The sequence below is a fragment of the Cellulomonas sp. ICMP 17802 genome (assembly GCF_041295535.1).
Lineage (GTDB): Bacteria > Actinomycetota > Actinomycetes > Actinomycetales > Cellulomonadaceae > Cellulomonas.
Genome location: NZ_JBGFQZ010000003.1, coordinates 194591 through 214308 on the forward strand (window position 1 = coordinate 194591; position 19718 = coordinate 214308).

A 19718-nucleotide genomic window follows, 5' to 3' on the forward strand; every position below is an offset into this window, starting at 1 on the left:
CCTCAGTCGCGACCGCTCGAGAGCAGCAGCGCCTCGCCCTGACCCCCTCCGCCGCACAGGGACACGACCGCGCGCCCGCTCCCGCGACGCGCGAGCTCCATCGCAGCGTGGCCGGCCAGCCGTGCGCCCGACGCCCCGATGGGGTGCCCGAGCGCGATGGCTCCGCCGTGGAGGTTCGTCTGCTCGAGCGGGTACCCGAGGTCGGCCAGCGACTGCACCACGACCGACCCGAAGGCCTCGTTGATCTCCGCGAAGTCCACGCTCGACAGCTCCCACCCGGCCCGCGCCAGCGCCGCCGAGATCGCGGCCGACGGCTGCGAGTGCAGCGAGTTGTCCGGCCCGGCCACCTGCCCCGAGGCCCCGACCGACGCGAGCCACGTCAGCCCGCGGGCCTCGGCGAGCTCGCGGCTGGTCACCACGACGGCCGCCGCCCCGTCCGTCAGGGGCGAGGCGTTGCCCGCGGTGATGGTCCCGTCGGCGGAGAACGCGGGCCGCAGCGACGCCAGCGACTCGAGACTCGTCTCGGGCCGGATGCCCTCGTCGACGGAGACGACCACCGGCGCACCCCGCCGCTGCGGCACCTCGACCGGCACGATCTCCTCGGCGAAGACGCCGGACGCCACCGCCTCGGCGGCCCGCCGGTGGCTCTCGACGGCGACGCGGTCCTGCGCCTCCCGCGGGATCGAGAGCGTCTTGTTGCCGCGCTCGGTGGACGAGCCCATCGACTCGCGGTCGAACGCGTCGGTCAGCCCGTCGAAGGCCAGGGAGTCGACGGCCTGGATGTCCCCGTAGGTCCACCCGCGTCGCGAGCCGGGCAGCAGGTGCGGCGCCTGGCTCATGGACTCCTGGCCGCCGGCCACCACGACGGACGCCTCGCCCAGCCGGATCATGCGGGCGGCGTCGATGATCGCCGTCAGCCCGCTGAGGCAGACCTTGTTGATCGTCGTCGCCGGCACGGTCCACGGGATGCCCGCCTTGACCGCGGCCTGCCGCGCAGGGTTCTGGCCGGCGCCGGCCTGGACGACCTGGCCCATCAGCACCTGGTCGACGTCGGACGGGTCGAGGCCCGCCCGCGCGAGCGCGCCGCTGATCGCGACGGCGCCCAGGGACGCGGCGGACAGCGACGACAGCGAGCCGTTCAGGCGCGCCATCGGCGTGCGCGCGAACGAGAGGATCACGACCTCGCGATCAGGACTCATGACAGCACCATCTCCCGTACCTCAGAAGCGATCACCAGGGGGACCGAGGACGTGGCGGCCACGACCTCGTCGACCGACACCCCGGGCGCGCACTCGCGCAGCACCAGGCCGTCCGCGGTGACGTCCAGCACCGCGAGGTCCGTGATGATCCGGTCGACCACCCCGACCCCGGTCAGCGGCAGCGTGCACGCCGGCAGGATCTTCGCCGACCCGTCCCGCGCCACGTGCTCCATGAGCACCACGATCCGCCGCGCCCCGTGGACCAGGTCCATCGCGCCGCCCATGCCCTTGACCATCTTGCCGGGGATCATCCAGTTGGCGATGTCCCCGCCGGCCGACACCTGCATGGCGCCGAGGATGGCGACGTCGACCTTCCCGCCGCGGATCATGGCGAACGAGAGGGCCGAGTCGAAGTACGACGCCCCGGGAGCGACCGTGATGGTCTCCTTGCCGGCGTTGATGAGGTCGGGGTCGACCGCGTCGTCGGACGGGTACGGCCCCACGCCGAGCACCCCGTTCTCCGACTGCAGCACCACCTCGACCCCGGGCGGGACGAACCCGGGCACCAGCGTGGGCAGCCCGATCCCGAGGTTCACGTAGGAGCCGTCGGTCAGCTCCTGGGCGGCCCGCGCCGCCATCTGCTCGCGCGTGAGGCTCATGAGACGGTCCTCCTCTCGATCCGCTTGTCGGCCACCTCGGCGGGTGAAAGTTCCACCACGCGGTCGACGAAGATCCCCGGCAGGTGGATCGCGTCGGGGTCCAGGGTTCCGACGGGGACGAGCTCCTCGACCTCCGCGATCGTCACCGCGCCGGCCGCCGCGCACAGCGGGTTGAAGTTGCGCGCCGAGGCGTGGAACACCAGGTTCCCGTGCCGGTCGCCGCGCAGGGCGCGCACCAGCGAGTAGTCGGCCGTGATCGCCTCCTCGAGCACGAACTCGTGCTCGGCGCCCCGGACGGTGAACGTCTGGACGGGCTTGGGCGGCGACTCGACCAGGACGGACCCGTCGGGGGAGTACCGCCACGGAAGGCCCCCGGAGGCCACGAGGGTGCCCACGCCGGTGCGGGTCCAGAAGGCGGCGATCCCGCTCCCACCTGCACGAAGACGCTCGGCCAGCGTGCCCTGCGGGGTGAGCTCGACCTCGAGCTCGCCGGCCAGGTACTGCCGCGCGAACTCCTTGTTCTCGCCCACGTACGAGGCGACGATGCGCCGGATGCGACCGGCCTGCAGCAGCAGGCCGAGCCCCCAGTCGTCCACGCCGCAGTTGTTGCTGACCACCTCCAGGTCCTGGACACCGGAGTCGAGCAGAGCGTGGATCAGCACGCTCGGGATACCGCACAAGCCGAACCCACCGACCGCGAGGGTCGCCCCGTCGGGGATGTCGGCTACCGCCTCGACGGCGGACTGGACGACCTTGTCCATTCTTGCCTCCTGTCGACGACGTCATTGTGCGCCGTCCGGTCGACACTCGCGCCAGCCCATGGGCACAAGGTCCCTTGCGGACTTACTCTGGCGGGACATCAGGCAATGGGGCCTAGCTTCACAAGAGCGACGGCTCCGCCACCAGACGGAGCGAAACATGTTGCGTACAGATGTGTCACCCGGCCTTGCCCTGCCCATCCAGCTGAGTCCGCCGGAGGACCTCCTCCAGCTCGTCACGCCCGAGGGCGTCCGTCGAGAAGACCCCGTGTACGACCCGGTGGTCGCCGACGTCGACGACGAGCGGCTCGTCGGCCTCTACGCGGACATGGTCGTCGTGCGCCGCTTCGACACCGAGGCCACGGCGCTCCAACGGCAGGGGCAGCTGGGACTGTGGCCGCCGCTGCTGGGCCAGGAGGCCGCGCAGATCGGCTCGGCCCGCGCGCTGCGCACCGACGACTTCGTGTTCACCAGCTACCGCGAGAACGGCGTGGCCTACTGCCGCGGCGCCTCGCCCACCGACCTCATGCGCGTCTGGCGCGGGACCGCCCTGGCCGGCTGGGACCCCCGGACCATCGGCATGGCGACGCCGCAGGTGATGATCGGCGCGCAGACGCTGCACGCCACCGGCTACGCGCTCGGCTGCGTCAAGGACGGCGTCGACTCGGCGGTCGTCGCGTACTTCGGCGACGGCGCCACCAGCAAGGGCGACGTGCACGAGGCGATGGTGTTCGCCGCGAGCTTCCAGGCGCCGGTGATCTTCTTCTGCCAGAACAACCAGTGGGCCATCTCCGAGCCGGTGGGCCTGCAGGCGCAGCGACCCATCGCGGACCGCGCGCCCGGCATGGGCATCCCCAGCATCCGGGTGGACGGCAACGACGTCCTCGCGGTGCTGGCGGCCACGCGGGTGGCCCTGGACCGGGCGCGCACGGGCGGCGGCCCGACGTTCATCGAGGCCGTGACCTACCGCATGGGCCCGCACACCACGTCGGACGACCCCACGCGCTACGTCGACCCGGCCGTGAAGGCGGAGTGGGCGGCCAAGGACCCGATCGCCCGGCTCGAGCGGCTGCTCAAGGACCGCGGGGCGCTCTCCGACGAGCGCGCCGCCGAGATCGCGCAGACCGCGGATGCGTTCGCGACCCAGATGCGGGAGGGCTGCTACGGCCTGCCCGACCCCGAGCCGCTCAGCGTGTTCGACCACGTCTTCGTCGAGCCCACGGCCCCGCTGGAACGCCAGCGCAGCCAGTACGGCGCCTACCTCGACATGTTCGAGGGGGGTGAGCACTGATGGCCACGATGACCCTGGCGGCCGCGCTCAACTCGGGCCTGCGGCACGCGCTCGACGACGACCCCACCGTGGTCCTGCTCGGCGAGGACATCGGCCGGCTCGGCGGCGTGTTCCGCGTGACCGACGGGCTGCAGCGAGACTTCGGCGCCGACCGCGTCATGGACACCCCGCTGGCCGAGGCCGGGATCATGGGCGTGGCCGTCGGCCTGGCCTACCGCGGGTACCGGCCCGTGGTGGAGATCCAGTTCGACGGGTTCGTGTACCCGGCCGTCGACCAGCTGGTCACCCAGGTGGCCCGGATCCACTACCGCACCCGCGGCGCGATCCGCATGCCGATCACGGTCCGCATCCCCTACGGCGGCGGCATCGGCGCGGTGGAGCACCACTCCGAGTCGCCCGAGGCCTACTTCGCCCACACGCCCGGCCTGCGGGTGGTCACGTGCGCGAGCCCGCAGGACGCGCACACGATGCTGCGCCAGGCCATCGCCTGCGACGACCCCGTGGTGTTCTTCGAGCCCAAGCGGCGCTACTGGGTCAAGGGCGAGGTGGACGAGTCGCTCGACGACGCGCCGCCGCTGGACCGCGCGCGCGTCGTGGTCGAGGGCTCCGACGTCACGCTCGCCGCCTACGGCCCGCTCGTGGTGACCGCCCGGGACGCCGCGCTCGCGGCGCTCGACGACGGGCTGTCGATCGAGGTGGTGGACCTGCGCTCGCTGTCGCCGCTCGACCTCGACACGCTCGAGGTGTCGGTGCGCAAGACCGGCCGCCTCGTCGTCACGCACGAGGCGCAGCAGAACGGCGGGCTCGGCGCGGAGATCGCGGCGAGCATCACCGACCGCTGCTTCGACGTGCTCAAGGCGGCCCCGGCCCGGGTCACCGGCTTCGACACCCCGTACCCCGCCGCCAAGGTGGAGGAGCACTTCCTGCCCGACCTCGACCGGATGCTCGATGCCGTCGACCGTGTGATGGGCAGACAGCACTCCCTGATCGGGTGGAGGGCGTCATGATCCGGACGATCACGCTGCCCGACCTGGGCGAGGGCCTGACCGAGTCCGACCTGGTCGAGTGGACCGTCGCCGTGGGCGACACGGTCGAGCTCAACCAGGTGGTGGCCGAGGTGGAGACCGCGAAGGCGCTGGTCCAGCTGCCGTCGCCGTACGCCGGGGTGGTCGCCGAGCTGCTGGTCGAGCCCGGTGCGACCGTGCCCGTGGGGACGGCGCTGCTGACGATCGCGGTCGACGAGCCGGCGGTGGTCGGCGACGCCCCGACGACGAGCCCCGACGCGGAGCGGCCCGCCGAGGCCGACGTGAGCGAGGACACCACGGAGGTGGCCGCTCCTGCGCGCACCTCGGTGCTGGTGGGGTACGGCCCGCTGGTCGAGGCGTCGGCCCGGCCGCGGCGCCGGTCCCGGTCGGCGGACTGGGTGGCGGCCCACGCGATCGCCGACGACACCGCGGCGCTCGCCCTGGCGGGCCGGCGCATCGGCCCCAAGGTGCTGCCGCCGGTGCGCAAGCTGGCGCACGACCTGGGTGTCGACCTCAACCGCATGGAGGGCACCGGCAAGGACGGCATGATCACGCGCGAGGACGTCCTGCACGTGGTGTCGGGCGTCGGCACGGCGCCGGTGGTCGACCGGTCCGAGGCCAGGACGCCGACCGTGAGCCGGCCGGCCAGCCGGATGGTCGCGGCGCCTCCCGCGAGCCAACCGGTGGCCGACCCCCGCGAGGTCCGCATCCCGGTGGCGGGCGTCCGCAAGCAGACCGCCGCCGCGATGGTGGCCAGCGCGTTCACGGCGCCGCACGCGTCGACGGCGCTGACCGTCGACGTCACGCCGACCCTCGAGCTGCTCGCCCAGCTCAAGGCCGACCGCGCGCTGGAGGGTCACCGCATCTCGATCCTCACGCTCGTGGCCAAGGCCGTGACCATCGCGCTCGCGGGCAACCCGTCGCTCAACGCGCGCTGGGACGAGGCGGCGGGGGAGATCGTGCAGTACGGGCACGTGCACCTCGGCATCGCCGCGGCCACGCCGCGCGGGCTGCTCGTGCCGAACGTCAAGGGCGCGGACCGGCTCCGGCTCGCCGAGCTGGCCGACGCCATCGGCGCCCTCACCGAGGCCGCCCGGGCGGGCACCACGACGCCCGCCGACCTGGCCGGCGGGACCATCACGATCACCAACATCGGGGTGTTCGGGGTCGACACGGGCACGCCGATCCTGGTGCCGGGCCAGGCGGCGATCCTGGCCATGGGCGCCATCCGCCGGCTGCCCTGGGAGTTCCAGGACCAGATCGCGCTGCGCAGCGTGCTGACGCTCAGCCTCTCGTTCGACCACCGCCTCGTCGACGGCGCCGAGGCGGCCCGCTTCCTCGCGGACGTGGGCGCGATCCTCGCGCGCCCCGGCACCGTCCTGCGGATGGTGTAGCCCTACCGCGCGGCGGCGGCGACCAGCGAACCCTCCTTCGCGGTGCGCCGCCGCCGCGCCGGGTACGGCACGGGGTGGGCGACCATCCACGCGGCGCCCGCGCAGACGAGCTCCTTGTACGCCGCCGCCAGGCGGCCCCCGGGCGCCACCGAGCGGGACCGGTCGTCGGCGGTGACCAGCTGGATGATCCCGTCGCGGCGCCCGAGGCTGATGCACTGGTGCACGTAGGCCAGCGGCACGTGGGGGAGTCGCCCGCCGGTCAGTCGCGCGACGATCGAGTCGGCGGCCTGCCACGCCATCGGTATGCCCGACGCGCACGACATGCGCAGCGGGTTGCCCACCGGGCCGTGGGCCAGGGCCGCGTCGCCGACCGCGTAGACGTCCGGGTGCGAGACGGACCGCATGGTGTCGTCGACCAGGATCTGCCCGCGGTCCGTGACGGCCAGCGCGGAGGCGGCGGCGACCGGGTGGACCGCGAAGCCGGCGGCCCAGACCGTGACGTCGGCCGGGATCGTCGCGCCGCCGTCGGTCACCACCGCGGTCGGGCCGACGCTGGCGACGGCGGTGTGCTCGTGGACCGTGATGCCCAGACGCCCGAACGTGCCGCGCAGGTGCATCTCGCCCACGGCCGACAGCCAGTCGCCGAACCCGCCCTGCGCGACGATCGCGACGTCGAGGCCCGGGAAGGCCCCAGCGATCTCGCTGGCGCTCTCGATGCCGGTCAGCCCGCCGCCGACCACGAGCACGCGGCCGCCCGGAGCGAGCCCGCGCAGCCGCGTGAGCAGGTGGAGCGCGCCCGGCCGGCTCGCCACCTCCTCGGCGTGCTCGAAGACGCCCGGCACGCCGTGGTCGTCGCGCGCGCTGCCGAGGGCGTACACCAGCGTGTCGTAGGCGAGGTCGTCGCCGCCCGCCACGGAGACGGTCCTGCTGTCGACGTCGACGGCTGTCACTCGCGCGACGCGCAGGACCACGCCGGTGCCGGCGAGCATGTCGGTCAGGGGGCGGTCGCGCAGCTCCTGCCCGGTCGCCAGCTGGTGCATCCGGACGCGCTCGACGAAGTCCGGCTCGGCGTTGACCAGGGTGACCTCTACGTCGTCGGGGTGCAGGCGGCGCGCGAGGCGTCCGGCGGCGGAGGCCCCCGCGTACCCGGCGCCGAGGATGACGATGCGGTGCTTCATGAGTCGCTCCCTGTGGTATTCGGTGGTGCCTCCTGAACTGGACGCCGACCCGATCCCTGACAGGTACGCGGTGTGACGGTGGTCACTCACCACCCGCTGAGCAGCGGCTCCCCGTGGTCCGACTCCGCCCACCGGCGCGCGGCGCGGCCGAGCTTGTCGGGGTTGACCTGGCTCAGCACCGCGGTGATCCCGCCGCCGTCGGCCACGTCGAGGACCATGACCCCGACCAGCCGGTCGCCGACGGTCGCGACCAGCGCCGGGCTGCCGTTGGCGGTCCAGGCGTAGAAGTCGGGGCTGCCGCCGAGCAGCGCCCGCTTGTTGTCGGCCGGCCGGAACAGGCCGCGCAGGAACTGCGCGACGGCCGCCGCGCCGAAGAACGGCTTCGCGCGCGCCGGCACGTGCCCGCCGCCGTCGCCGACGCCCATGGCGTCGGCGGTGAGCAGCCGCAGGAGCGGCTCGGTCCGCCCGCTCGTGGCGGCGGCCAGGAACTGCTCGACCACCTCCCGGGCGGCCGCCTGGTCGACCTCGGCGCGGACCTTCTGCGTGGCCACGTGCTCCTTGGCCCGGTGGAAGATCTGCTGGCTGCTCGCCTCGGTGATGTCGAGCAGCTCGGCGATCTCGGCGTGCGAGTACGAGAACGCCTCGCGCAGCACGTAGACGGCCCGCTCGCTCGGGGTCAGGCGCTCCATGAGCACGAGGACCGCGGTCGACACCGAGTCCCGCTGCTCGGCCGTGTCCGCCGGCCCGAGCAGGGGGTCGCCGGCCAGCAGCGGCTCGGGCAGCCACTCGCCGACGTAGACCTCGCGGCGCGCCCGGGCCGACTGCAGCTGGGTCAGGCAGAGGTTGGTCAGCGCCCGGGTGAGCCACGCGGCCGGTACGCGGACCTGCCCGCGGTCCGCTGCCTGCCAGCGCAGGAACGTCTCCTGGACGGCGTCCTCGGCCTCCGTGGCCGACCCCAGCAGGCGGTAGGCGATGGCCCCGAGCCGCCCGCGGGAGGCCTCGAAGACGTCCAGCTCGTCGGGCCGCAGCGGCTGCCGATCGGTGTTCTGCACGCTCACGGCACGACCCTACGACCGGCGCGCGTCCTGCCCGAGTGCCGACAGCGCCATCTCCTCGAGCAGCGCCCGGGTGCGCGCCGCGGTGACCGACCGGGCGCTGTGCGGCGTCGAGTTGAGCAGGCCGAAGGTGGCCTGGGCGCGCAGCCGCAGCTCCGCGCGCTCGGTGGCCGGGCTGAGCCTGCTCAGCACGTCCACCCAGAGGTCGACGTAGCGACGCTGCAGGTCACGGACGGACTCGCGGTCGCGCGGGGAGAGGGCGGCGAGGTCGCGGTCCTGCACGCGGATGACGTCGGGGTCGCGCAGCGCGAAGTCGGCGTGGAACCGGACGAGCCCCGTCAGGGCGGAGGCGTCGTCGGCCGCGGCCTCGACGACGGCCCGGCCGCCGACCAGCAGACCCTCGCTCACCCCGACCAGCAGCGCCGCGAGCACGGCCTGCTTGCTGGCGAAGTGGCGGTACACCGCCGGGCCGCTGACCCCGACCGACGAGCCCAGGTCCTCGATCGACACGCCGTCGAACCCCCGGCTGGCGAACAGCTGGGCGGCCGACGACAGCAGCGCGTCACGGCGCTCGGCCTTGGCGCGCCCGCGAGCGGTCGGCAGGGTCTCCTGCGGCTGGGCCATCGGGCTCCTTCGTGGACAACGGCGTGATCGCAGACTAGCCTCCTTTCAGTTAGCGATCGTTAACTCAGTTGTTTCTCCCACCACCCCCGTGGAGACAGCGTCGATGGAGATGCTCAGCACGGCGGCCGACCCCGCCGCGGCCTCGTTCACCGCGAACGAGCAGGCCCAGCGCGCCCTCGTCGCCGAGCTGCGCGACCGGCTCCGCGTGGCGGCCGAGGGTGGACCGGTGCGCTCGCGCGAGCGGCACGTGGCGCGCGGCAAGCTGCTGCCGCGCGAACGGATCGACGTGCTGCTGGACGACGGCAGCCCGTTCCTCGAGGTCGCGCCGCTGGCGGCCCACGGGCTCTACGACGGCGAGGCGCCGGGCGCCGGGGTGATCGCGGGCATCGGGCTGGTGCACGGCCGGCACGTCATGGTCCTGTCCAACGACGCGACCGTGAAGGGCGGCACCTACTACCCGCTCACGGTGAAGAAGCACCTGCGGGCGCAGGAGATCGCGCTCGAGAACCGGCTGCCCTGCATCTACCTGGTCGACTCGGGCGGCGCGTTCCTGCCCAAGCAGGACGAGGTGTTCCCGGACCGCGACCACTTCGGGCGCATCTTCTTCAACCAGGCCCGGATGTCCGCCGAGGGCATCCCGCAGGTCGCGTGCGTCATGGGCTCCTGCACGGCCGGCGGCGCGTACGTGCCCGCGATGAGCGACGAGACCGTGATCGTGCGCGGCCAGGGCACGATCTTCCTGGGCGGCCCGCCGCTTGTGAAGGCGGCGACCGGCGAGGTGGTGACGGCCGAGGACCTCGGCGGCGGTGAGCTGCACTCGCGGACCTCGGGGGTCACCGACCACCTGGCGGAGAACGACGCGCACGCGCTGCAGATCGTGCGGGACATCGTCGCGACCCTGCCGGCGCCGCGGACCACCGCCTGGGAGGTGCACGAGAGCCGGCCGCCCAAGGTCGACGAGGGCCAGCTGTACGGCGTCGTGCCCACCGACCTGCAGACCGCGTACGACGTGCACGAGGTGATCGCCCGGCTGGTCGACGGCAGCGAGCTGCACGAGTTCAAGCGCGAGTACGGCACCACCCTGGTCACCGGGTTCGCGCGGCTGCACGGGCACCCCGTGGGGATCGTCGCCAACAACGGCGTGCTGTTCAGCGAGTCGGCGCTCAAGGGCGCCCACTTCGTCGAGCTGTGCGACCAGCGCGGCATCCCGCTGGTGTTCCTGCAGAACATCTCCGGGTTCATGGTCGGCCGCGACTACGAGGCCGGCGGCATCGCGAAGCACGGCGCCAAGATGGTGACCGCCGTGGCCACCACCCGGGTGCCCAAGCTGACCGTGGTGATCGGCGGCTCGTTCGGGGCCGGCAACTACTCCATGTGCGGGCGCGCGTACTCCCCGCGCTTCCTGTGGATGTGGCCCGCGAGCCGGATCTCCGTGATGGGCGGCCCGCAGGCGTCGTCGGTGCTCGCGACGATCCGCCGGGAGCAGCTCGGCGACGACTGGAGCGCCGAGGACGAGGAGGCGTTCCGGGCCCCGATCCGCGAGCAGTACGAGACGCAGGGCAGCCCGTACTACGCGACGGCGCGGCTGTGGGACGACGGGATCATCGACCCCGCCGACACCCGGCGGGTCCTCGGCATGGCCCTCGACGTCTGCGCCGGCGTCCCCCTCCCCGAGCCCCGCTTCGGGCTCTTCCGGATGTGAGTGCCATGTTCCGCACCGTGCTCGTGGCCAACCGCGGCGAGATCGCCTGCCGCGTGATCGCGACCCTGCACCGGCTCGGCATCCGCGCCGTCGCCGTCCACACCCCGGCCGACCGCGACGCGCTGCACGTCGCGCGCGCCGACGACGCGGTGTGCATCGACAGCTACCTGGCCATCGACGCCGTGGTGGCCGCCGCCACCGCGACGGGCGCGGAGGCCATCCACCCCGGGTACGGCTTCCTCTCGGAGAACGCCGACCTGGCCCGGGCGTGCGAGGCCGCGGGGGTCGTCTTCGTCGGGCCCGGGGTCAAGGCGCTCGAGGTCATGGGCGACAAGATCCGCGCCAAGGAGCACGTCTCGGCCGCCGGCGTGCCCGTGATCCCGGGGACGGCCCTGACCGGGGTGTCCGACCAGGACGCCGCCGACCGCGTGGGCTACCCGCTGCTGGTGAAGCCGTCCGCGGGCGGCGGCGGCAAGGGCATGCAGGTGGTCGAGCGGTCCGCCGACCTGGCCGACGCGCTGGCCGGCGCCCGCCGGGTGGCCGCCGCGGCGTTCGGCGACGACACGCTCCTGGTCGAGCGCCTGGTCCGGGCGCCGCGGCACATCGAGGTCCAGCTGCTGGCCGACGAGCACGGCGCGGTGATCCACCTGGGCGAGCGCGAGTGCTCCCTGCAGCGCCGGCACCAGAAGGTCGTCGAGGAGGCGCCGTCGCCGCTGCTCGACCCGCCCACCCGGGCCCGGATCGGCGAGGCGGCCTGCGAGGTCGCCCGGAGCGTCGGCTACGTGGGCGCCGGGACCGTCGAGTTCCTGGTGTCCGACGAGGCGCCGACGGAGTTCTTCTTCATGGAGATGAACACGCGGCTGCAGGTGGAGCACCCGGTCACCGAGCTGGTCACCGGGCTCGACCTGGTCGAGTGGCAGCTGCGGATCGCGTGCGGCGAGCGGCTGACGATCGCCCAGGACGACGTCGTGCTGCGCGGCCACGCGGTCGAGGCGCGCGTCTACGCCGAAGACCCGTCGCACGACTTCCTGCCATCCTCGGGCACCGTGCTCCTGCTCGACGAGCCCTCCGGCGAGGGCGTGCGGGTGGACAGCTCGCTGCGCGAGGGGCTGGAGATCGGGTCCGCGTACGACCCGATGCTCGCCAAGGTCGTCGCGTGGGGGCCCGACCGCGCGACCGCGCTCGCGCGCCTGGACCGGGCGCTCGCGCGCACCACCGTGCTCGGCGTCCGCACCAATGTCGCCTTCCTGCGCGCGGTGCTGGCCGACCCGGACGTGCGGGCCGGCCGGCTCGACACCGGGCTGCTGGGGCGGCTCATCCCGACGCTCGCCGACGACGGACCGGGCGCGGTCGCGGTCGTCGCCGCGGCGCTGTCGCGCCACGCCACCCCGCGGGGCCCCTGGGGCTCGGACGGCTGGCGCCTGGGCGACCCCCGACCGGTGCGCTACGAGGTCGGCGACGTGGAGGTGAGCGTGCTCGGCCCGGCCGACGACGCCACGGTGACGGTCGGGGACGACGCACCGGTCCGGGCGTCGCTCGTGCGGCGCGGACCCTCCGCGGTCGAGCTCGAGCTGGACGGCGTCGCGCACCCGCTGCGCCTCGTGCCGGAGGGGTCCGTGACCTGGGTGGGCGACCGCGGCTCGGGCGTCGCGCTGCGCTTCCGCAGCCGGGTCGAGCGCCTCGCCGACGAGCTCGCGGCGCTGACCCGCGGCACCGGCCCGGCCGACCCCGTGGTGCGCTCGCCCATGCCCGGCATCGTCGTGTCGGTCGACGCCCAGACCGGGGACCGCGTGGTCGCCGGCCAGATCCTCCTCACCATCGAGGCGATGAAGATGGAGCACCGGGTCGTCGCCCCCAGCGACGGCATCGTCACCCTCACGGTCCGACCGACCGACCGGGTGGCACTCGACCACGTGGTGGCCACCATCAGCGGCCACCCCGACGAAGGGACCCCGGCATGACCTACGACCTCACCCCCGAGCAGCAGAAGCTCCGCGACGAGGTGCGCGACTTCGCCGACACCGTCGTCGGGCCCGCCGCGTACGAGTACGACACCAAGCGCGAGCTGCCGTACGAGATCCTCGCGCAGATGGGCGAGATGGGGCTGTTCGGGCTGCCGTTCCCCACCGAGTACGGCGGGCAGGGCCGCGACTACGTCGACCTGTGCCTGGCGGTCGAGCAGCTGGCCCGCGTGGACCAGTCCATCGCCGTGACGCTCGAGGCCGGGGTCGGCCTGGGGGCCATGCCGGTGTGGCGCAGCGGCACCGAGGCGCAGAAGCAGGAGTGGATCCCGATGCTCGCGCAGGGCAAGGCGCTGGCGGCCTTCGGGCTGACGGAGGCCGACGCCGGGTCCGACGCCGCCGGGACCAAGACCACGGCCCGCCTCGAGGACGGCGAGTGGGTGATCGACGGCACCAAGCAGTTCATCACCAACTCCGGCAGCAGGATCACCAGGCTGATCACGATCACCGCGGTGACGGGCCAGAGCGTGCGCGAGGACGGCTCGGTGAAGAAGGAGCTCACCGCGATCCTCGTCCCGCGCGAGACGCCGGGCCTGACGGTGCTGCCCGCCTACGACAAGGTCGGCTGGCACACGTCCGACACCCACCCGCTGCGGTTCGAGGACGTCCGCGTGCCGGAGGCGAACCTGCTCGGGGAGCGCGGCCGCGGGTTCGCGCAGTTCATCCAGACCCTCGACGAGGGCCGCGTCGCGTTCGCCGCCCTGTGCACCGGGGCCGCGCAGGGGTGCCTCGAGGAGGCCATGCGGTACGCCAAGAGCCGCAACGTGTTCGGCCACCCGATCGGCGAGAACCAGCACATCGCGTTCACCATCGCCCGCATGGAGTCGCGCGTGCACGCCGCCCGGCTGGCCTGGCTCGACGCCGCGCACCGCCTGGTGGCCGGGCAGCCGTTCAAGCTCGAGGCCAGCCTGGCCAAGCTGATCGGCAGCGAGGCGGCCATGGACAACGCGCGCGACGCGACGCAGATCTTCGGCGGGTACGGCGTCATGAACGAGAACCCCGTGGCCCGGCACTACCGCGACTCGAAGATCCTCGAGATCGGGGAGGGGACCACGCAGGTGCAGCTCATGGTGATCGCGCGGGAGCTGGGCTTCTCGGGGGCGTCGCGGTGACCCGGGACGTCGAGCAGCGCGGGCTGTACTACGAGGAGCTCGAGCTCGACGTCCGCTACGTGCACCGACCGGGCCGCACGATGACCGAGGCCGACAACGTCCTGTTCAGCACGCTCACCATGAACCCGCAGGCGCTGCACCTGGACGCCGCGTGGTCGGCCGAGCAGCCGTTCGGGCAGCGGCTGGTGAACTCGATGATGACCCTGGCCGTGCTCGTCGGCAGCTCGGTCGCGCAGCTGACGCAGGGCACCATCGTCGCCAACCTGGGGTTCACCGACGTGCGGTTCCCGCACCCGCTGTTCCACGGGGACACCCTGTACGCGTCGACGGTCGTGCGGGACAAGCGGCTCTCGCAGTCGCGGCCCGGGCAGGGCGTGGTGACGCTCGAGCACACCGGGCGCAACCAGGACGACGTCGTGGTCGCCGTGGCCACGCGGTCGGTCCTCTTCTGGTGCCGGGACGCCGCGCCGTGACGGGCTTCGCGATGGGCCCGACGCTGCTCTTCTGCCCCGCCGACCGGCCCGAGCGCTACGCCAAGGCGGCCGAGCGGGCCGACGCCGTGATCCTCGACCTCGAGGACGCGGTGTCGCCCGACGCCAAGCCGTCCGCGCGGGCACTGCTCGCGGCGCACCCGCTGGACCCCGCCCGGACGATAGTCCGGCTGAACCCGGCCCCGGACCTCGACGACGACCTGCGCGCGCTGGCGCAGACCCCGTACCGGACGGTCATGCTGGCCAAGACGTCGTCCGCCGCCGACGTCCGCCTGCTCGCCGGCTACGACGTCGTCGCCCTGGTCGAGACCGCGGCGGGTGTGGTGGACGTGGCGTCGATCGCCGCGGAGCCGAACGTCGTCGCCCTGATGTGGGGCGCCGAGGACCTGGTCGCGTCGCTGGGCGGGACCTCCAGCCGCGGGCCGTCGGGCGCGTACCGCGACGTGGCGGCGCACGCGCGGTCCGCCGTGCTGCTCGCGGCGGGCGCGCACGGCAAGGCGGCGATCGACGCGGTGCACCTGGACATCGGCGACGTCGACGGGCTGGCCGCCGAGGCCACCGACGCCGTGGCCAGCGGGTTCGCCGCGACGGCGTGCATCCACCCGTCGCAGGTGCCCGTGATCCGGGCCGCCTACCGGCCGGCAGACGCCGAGATCGCGTGGGCGCGCGGGGTGCTCGCCGCCGCGGTCGGGCAGCACGGGGCGTTCCGCTGGCAGGGCAGGCTGGTGGACGGGCCGATCCTCAAGCACGCCGAGCAGGTGCTTCGCCGCGCGTCATGACGCCGTCGCACCCGCGCGCCGACGCGTGCGGGCCACCGGTGCCGGACCGGTCAGCGACTGCCAGAGGTGCCGCTCGAGGGACCGGGAGAACCGGCCCACCGTGGCGGGGTCGCTGCTGTACGCCAGCACGTCGTGACCGTCGAGCGCCTGCTCGATCCGCCCGATGACGGACGCCGGGGTCGCCGCGAGCACCTCATAGCTCGGGACCTGCCAGCTGGGCGGAGCCGTGCGGCTGACGTCCGGCAGGAAGCGCGCGAGGCGGTCGACGTGACCGATGTACACGCACCGGCCGTCGTCGTTCGCGGACAGCTCCTGGATCTCCCACAGCAGGCTCTCGGTGGGGCGGGAGACGTCGACCAGGGTGACCTCGGTGGCCGCGAGGAGGCGGCTCACGGTGCTGCGCCACAGCGCGTTGGTCGAGGCCACCACCATGAGCTGCGGGCTGAACACGCGGCGGGTCATGCGTTCCACCAACGTCCCGACCGTCGCGACGTCGCCCGCGTCCTGCACGGACTGCCGCGCCGCGCCCTCGGCGGCCTGGACGCTGCGCTCGACGCGCTGCGAGAACAGGACGGCGGGGAACAGGACCCGGCGCAGCACCGCGACCAGGAGCGAGACCGCCATGAGCGCCAGCAGCGTCGCCGTCGCCAGCTGGGTGCCCGACTCGATGCGCAGCGGCGAGGCGTCCAGCAGGCCGGCGGGCAGCAGGGCGGTCGCGTCCGACGACGTGTCGGCCGCGTGCCCGACGACGATGACCGAGACCACGACCGCGACGCCCGTGACCGGGCCGGCGACCTTCCCGGCGCGCCGCGCGGCCGACCGCGAGAACATCGTCACGCCCGACCGGCGGGCGCCGACGGCCCGCACGTCCGAGTCGTCGAGCGTGACCACGCGCCACGACCGACCGAGGACGGCGAGCGCGGCGGTCACGACGCGGGTGGCGTCGTCGTACCCGAACCGGCGCAGGAAGAGCACGGCGTGCCGCCGGCGACGCAGCAGCACGAGCCCGAGCCACAGCACGGCGAGCGATGCCGCGAGCCCGAGACCCAGCCGGACGGCGGGCTCCACCAGCGTCTGCGGGTCCACGGGCTGCGCCGACCGGACCCAGCCCGGCGCCCACCGGCCGTCGGGGTCGAGGCCGTCCACCAGGCTCGCCGCGAACCCCAGCCCGACGACGGCGCCCAGCACGACCACCACCGCGACGACGCCGCACACCCCGGCGATCCCGACCCCCATGAGCAGCACGCCCGTCAGGCTCGCCGCGGACGCCGACGCGCTGCGGGAGGACCCCCGGGCCGGCACGTCGAACACCACGCGGACGCTCATGACGACGCCAGGTTGACGGCGAGCACGACGTTGATCACCAGGAACACGACCGGGACGACGCGCTCGACGGTGCCGAGCTCGGCGTACCGGGCCCGCCAGTGCTGGATGGGGTCGCTGCGCAGCGCGGTCCACTCCTCGGCGAAGATCTGGTGCGCCAGCTCGGTCTCGAGGCGCGTGATCACCGTGAACTTCGCCCGGTTGAGGGTGCGGTAGCTGCGCAGCAGCAGGAACCACGTCGCCGAGGTGACCGCTCCGGACAGGCAGACGGCGACCAGGATCCACGGATCCGCCGCGCGGGCGGACAGGAAGCCCAGCGACGACAGGATCGCGCTCTGCAGGGCCACGAAGAAGCTGTTGGCGACGCCGCGCCGGGCCGAGACCCGGTCCGCCATCTCGACGGCGAGCTTGTAGAGGTCCATGGTCTCGCTACCGGCGCGCGCGGCAGTCGGCGGGGGCGACGGGGCCGGGTTCGACGTCACGACCATCTCCGGAGCTCGGACGAGCGGGTGCTCGTCAGGCAAGGAGCCCGGGCGCACCTCCGGGATACCGCGACCGGGCCGGCTGGGTGCCGGACCGACCATCGTCGCAGGTGGTGGCCGGAGGCCGGAAGGGCGTGGGCCCAGCGGCGGTCAGGCGGCCTCGGGCGGTACCAGCACCTCCACGCCCGCGGCGTCCAGCGCCGCGGCGAGGTCGGGCGGTGGCGGGGCGTCGGTGACCAGGTAGTCCGCGCGGCCCAGGTCGGCGATCCGCGCGAACAGCCGCCGCCCGAACTTGGTCGAGTCGGCGAGCACCGCGACGCGGGCCGACCGGTCCATCATCTCGCTCATCATCACCGCCTCGCCGAGGTTGCTGGTGGAGTAGCCGGCATCCACGCTCACCGCTCCGACGCCGATGAGGGCGAGGTCGCACCGGATGTCGCGGTCCGCGCCGCTCTCGGTGGGGAAGGCCACGGTACCGATGGTGCCCTGGGCGCTGAGCCGGACCACGCCGCCGAACACGTAGAGGTCACGGAACGCGAGCGGGTTGATCTCGGTCGGCATGCGCAGCGAGTTCGTCGCGACGGTGAGGTCGCGGTGCTCGGACAGGTGGCGTGCGACCGCGAGCGTCGTGGTGCCCGCGTTGATCATGAGCGCGGCCCCGTCCCGCACCAGCCCGGCCGCCAGCGCCCCGATCTGGTCCTTCGCCGTCGTCTGCAACCGCAGCCGGACGTCCAGCCCGGTGTCGGGGCGGGGGACGGCCTGCGGGCTGATCGCGCCGCCGTGCGTGCGGATGAGCACGCCGTCGGCGTCGAGCGCGTCGAGGTCACGGCGGATGGTGTCCGGCGAGACGTCGAACCGCTCGGCCAGGTGCGCGACCGTGACCTGGCCCTGCTCGGCGACGTAGGCCGCCAGGTCGGCCTTGCGGCCGGCGGGCAGTCGGCGGGAGATGCCGTCGGTGGACGCGGACATGGGAGTACTGAAGCACACCGATGCGGGTTTGTGCGAGAAACCGCGACGACCGGAAGTTTCGGCCGTAGGCGTCCCGATGGGGGAGGAAGCGGTCATCTTCCCTGTTCAGGGGCGGAATATCCCCCGCCAGTCGCCCGAGCTCGCCTGAGCGCGTCAGGTCACGGACTGGTTGCGAACCGCAAGTACGGGTTGACGATGCAGATGTGCGGGTCTACGTTGGCGGAAACACGCAGAAGTGCGCAGACAGTCGCACGAAGCGGCAGATTCCGAGGATGGGAGAGTCATGAGCAAGGGCGCTCACGTAGGACGCTTCATTGCACTCACCGGTGTCGCAGCGCTCGCGCTCGCGGCGTGCTCCGGCGGCAGCGGGTCGAGCTCGGACAGCGCGTCGGGTGGTGGCGGTGACGTCACCCTCGAGTTCTCGCAGTGGTGGGAACCCGAGCTTCCCGACGGGGCCTTCCGCGAGCTGATGGACAAGTTCGAGGCCGAGAACCCCGGCATCAAGGTCAAGCTCCTGTCGGGGCCGTACGCCTCGACCAAGGAGCAGGTCGTGGCGGGCGCCGCGTCCGGGACCATGTCGGACGTGGTCGGGCTCGACGGTGCCTGGGTCAGCGACTTCGCCAAGCAGGGCGCGATCACGGACCTGACGGCGGTCATGAAGGACGCGGGCTACGACGACTCGCAGCTGGCCAGCCAGGTCCAGGTCGACAGCAAGACCTACATGATCCCGGTGGTGAACTTCGTCTACCCGATGTTCACCAACGACGCGCTGCTGAGCCAGGCCGGCGTCACGGCGCCCCCCACCAACCGCACGGAGTTCGCGGACGCGGCCAAGAAGATCACGGCGCTCGGCGACAACGTGCACGGTTGGGTGCTCCCGCTCTCGCTCGAGGCCCCCAACGGCATCCAGAACGACGTCATGTCGTGGGTGTGGGCCTCCGGCGGCTCGATGCTCAAGGACGGCAAGCCCGCCCTCACGGACAACGACGCCGTCACCAGCGCGACCGACTACATCCAGGGCCTGTGGGACGACGGCGTCATCGCGCCGGGATCGTTCACCATGAAGGAGCAGGACAAGGTCGAGGAGTTCACCAACGGCCGGGTCGGCATGATGATCGACTCGCTCGCCCACGTGACGGACCTGCGCGAGTCCAACCCGGACCTCAAGTTCAGCATCTCGGCGATCCCTGCCGAGGACGGGTACACCGGCAAGCGCGGCATCCCGTACGCCTCGTGGGGCATCGGCATCGCCGACAACTCCGAGCACAAGGCCGAGGCCTTCAAGCTGGTCTCTTTCCTCATGAGCGAGGACGTCAACAGCGAGCTGTCGACGATGGCCAACGCGTTCCCGGGCAACACCGCGTCCGTCCCGGACTTCGTCAAGGATGACGAGCTGTTCAGCACGGCCTTCGACATCTACAAGTCGGGCTACCCCGCCAACGAGTTCACCGGTCTGCCGGTGGCCGAGCAGCTGATGCGCGACTTCGGCGAGCAGTTCCAGAAGGCGCTCGACGGCCAGCAGTCCATGGAGGAGGCGCTCGCCGCCGCCCAGAAGACGTGGGAAGGCGAGTTCTAGGCCGACAGCCCTGAACCCCCTCGGGGGGGGGGGGGGGGGGGGGGGGGGGGGGGGGGGGGGGGGGGGGGGGGGGGGGGGGC

18 protein-coding genes are annotated in these 19718 nt (G+C 73.3%); 9 read left to right on the top strand and 9 right to left on the bottom strand.

Annotated features, from left to right (window positions below; translation table 11 throughout):
• Positions 1-2 precede the first annotated feature (2 nt).
• The 3 genes from AB5970_RS06015 to AB5970_RS06025 are packed head-to-tail and all read right to left on the bottom strand — an operon-like array spanning position 3 to position 2619.
• Positions 3-1199, bottom strand: coding sequence for an acetyl-CoA C-acetyltransferase (locus AB5970_RS06015; RefSeq protein ID WP_370503008.1), 1197 nt, complete (start codon positions 1197-1199; stop codon positions 3-5).
• Positions 1196-1858: a CoA transferase subunit B gene (locus AB5970_RS06020; protein ID WP_370503009.1), complete on the bottom strand. Its 663-nt coding sequence runs from the start codon at positions 1856-1858 to the stop codon at positions 1196-1198. Before AB5970_RS06020 ends, AB5970_RS06015 begins: the two co-directional genes overlap by 4 nt.
• Positions 1855-2619 (bottom strand): CoA transferase subunit A, encoded by a 765-nt coding sequence (locus AB5970_RS06025; protein ID WP_370503010.1) that lies wholly within the window; start codon positions 2617-2619, stop codon positions 1855-1857. The genes AB5970_RS06020 and AB5970_RS06025 overlap by 4 nt, the downstream gene beginning before the upstream one ends.
• A gap of 157 nt (positions 2620-2776) precedes the next feature.
• Here AB5970_RS06025 and pdhA point away from each other — a divergent pair, with 157 nt between their 5' ends.
• Genes pdhA through AB5970_RS06040 form a run of 3 tightly spaced genes read left to right on the top strand, consistent with a single transcriptional unit; the run spans position 2777 to position 6326 of the window.
• Complete coding sequence (gene pdhA, locus AB5970_RS06030) at positions 2777-3907, top strand: pyruvate dehydrogenase (acetyl-transferring) E1 component subunit alpha (RefSeq protein WP_370503011.1); 1131 nt, start codon at positions 2777-2779, stop codon at positions 3905-3907.
• Positions 3907-4914 (top strand): alpha-ketoacid dehydrogenase subunit beta, encoded by a 1008-nt coding sequence (locus tag AB5970_RS06035; RefSeq protein ID WP_370503012.1) that lies wholly within the window; start codon positions 3907-3909, stop codon positions 4912-4914. Before pdhA ends, AB5970_RS06035 begins: the two co-directional genes overlap by 1 nt.
• Complete coding sequence (locus tag AB5970_RS06040) at positions 4911-6326, top strand: dihydrolipoamide acetyltransferase family protein (protein WP_370503013.1); 1416 nt, start codon at positions 4911-4913, stop codon at positions 6324-6326. The genes AB5970_RS06035 and AB5970_RS06040 overlap by 4 nt, the downstream gene beginning before the upstream one ends.
• Positions 6327-6328: 2 nt before the next feature.
• On the opposite strand, the gene AB5970_RS06045 is transcribed toward AB5970_RS06040, so the two are convergent.
• The 3 genes from AB5970_RS06045 to AB5970_RS06055 all read right to left on the bottom strand — a co-directional run bounded on the left by AB5970_RS06045 (position 6329) and on the right by AB5970_RS06055 (position 9183).
• Entirely contained in the window at positions 6329-7504 is a 1176-nt protein-coding gene (locus tag AB5970_RS06045) for an NAD(P)/FAD-dependent oxidoreductase (protein WP_370503014.1), read from the bottom strand.
• 86 nt (positions 7505-7590) lie between these two features.
• Positions 7591-8562 (bottom strand): RNA polymerase sigma factor SigJ, encoded by a 972-nt coding sequence (sigJ, locus tag AB5970_RS06050; RefSeq protein ID WP_370503015.1) that lies wholly within the window; start codon positions 8560-8562, stop codon positions 7591-7593.
• 9 nt (positions 8563-8571) lie between these two features.
• Positions 8572-9183, bottom strand: a complete 612-nt coding sequence (locus AB5970_RS06055; protein ID WP_370503016.1) for an SACE_7040 family transcriptional regulator — start codon at positions 9181-9183, stop codon at positions 8572-8574.
• A 103-nt stretch (positions 9184-9286) separates the two neighbouring features.
• Between AB5970_RS06055 and AB5970_RS06060 the strand changes: the two genes are divergently transcribed.
• Genes AB5970_RS06060 through AB5970_RS06080 form a run of 5 tightly spaced genes read left to right on the top strand, consistent with a single transcriptional unit; the run spans position 9287 to position 15288 of the window.
• Positions 9287-10885, top strand: coding sequence for a carboxyl transferase domain-containing protein (locus AB5970_RS06060; protein WP_370503017.1), 1599 nt, complete (start codon positions 9287-9289; stop codon positions 10883-10885).
• A 5-nt stretch (positions 10886-10890) separates the two neighbouring features.
• On the top strand, positions 10891-12846 hold the full coding sequence (locus AB5970_RS06065; protein WP_370503018.1) for a biotin carboxylase N-terminal domain-containing protein: 1956 nt from the start codon (positions 10891-10893) through the stop codon (positions 12844-12846).
• Positions 12843-14018 (top strand): acyl-CoA dehydrogenase family protein, encoded by a 1176-nt coding sequence (locus tag AB5970_RS06070; RefSeq protein ID WP_370503019.1) that lies wholly within the window; start codon positions 12843-12845, stop codon positions 14016-14018. Before AB5970_RS06065 ends, AB5970_RS06070 begins: the two co-directional genes overlap by 4 nt.
• Complete coding sequence (locus AB5970_RS06075; RefSeq protein ID WP_370503020.1) at positions 14015-14491, top strand: MaoC family dehydratase; 477 nt, start codon at positions 14015-14017, stop codon at positions 14489-14491. Before AB5970_RS06070 ends, AB5970_RS06075 begins: the two co-directional genes overlap by 4 nt.
• An 11-nt stretch (positions 14492-14502) precedes the next feature.
• A complete protein-coding gene (locus AB5970_RS06080; protein WP_370503028.1) occupies positions 14503-15288 on the top strand; it encodes an HpcH/HpaI aldolase/citrate lyase family protein in 786 nt (261 codons plus the stop codon).
• On the opposite strand, the gene AB5970_RS06085 is transcribed toward AB5970_RS06080, so the two are convergent.
• From AB5970_RS06085 to AB5970_RS06095, 3 genes are all read right to left on the bottom strand, one after another.
• Complete coding sequence (locus AB5970_RS06085) at positions 15283-16614, bottom strand: hypothetical protein (protein WP_370503021.1); 1332 nt, start codon at positions 16612-16614, stop codon at positions 15283-15285. The genes AB5970_RS06080 and AB5970_RS06085 overlap by 6 nt on opposite strands.
• Entirely contained in the window at positions 16611-17033 is a 423-nt protein-coding gene (locus tag AB5970_RS06090; protein WP_370503022.1) for a RipA family octameric membrane protein, read from the bottom strand. Before AB5970_RS06090 ends, AB5970_RS06085 begins: the two co-directional genes overlap by 4 nt.
• Positions 17034-17243: 210 nt before the next feature.
• Positions 17244-18062, bottom strand: coding sequence for a DeoR/GlpR family DNA-binding transcription regulator (locus AB5970_RS06095; RefSeq protein WP_370503023.1), 819 nt, complete (start codon positions 18060-18062; stop codon positions 17244-17246).
• A 283-nt stretch (positions 18063-18345) separates the two neighbouring features.
• Between AB5970_RS06095 and AB5970_RS06100 the strand changes: the two genes are divergently transcribed.
• Entirely contained in the window at positions 18346-19638 is a 1293-nt protein-coding gene (locus AB5970_RS06100) for an ABC transporter substrate-binding protein (RefSeq protein ID WP_370503024.1), read from the top strand.
• The last annotated feature ends 80 nt before the right edge of the window (positions 19639-19718 follow it).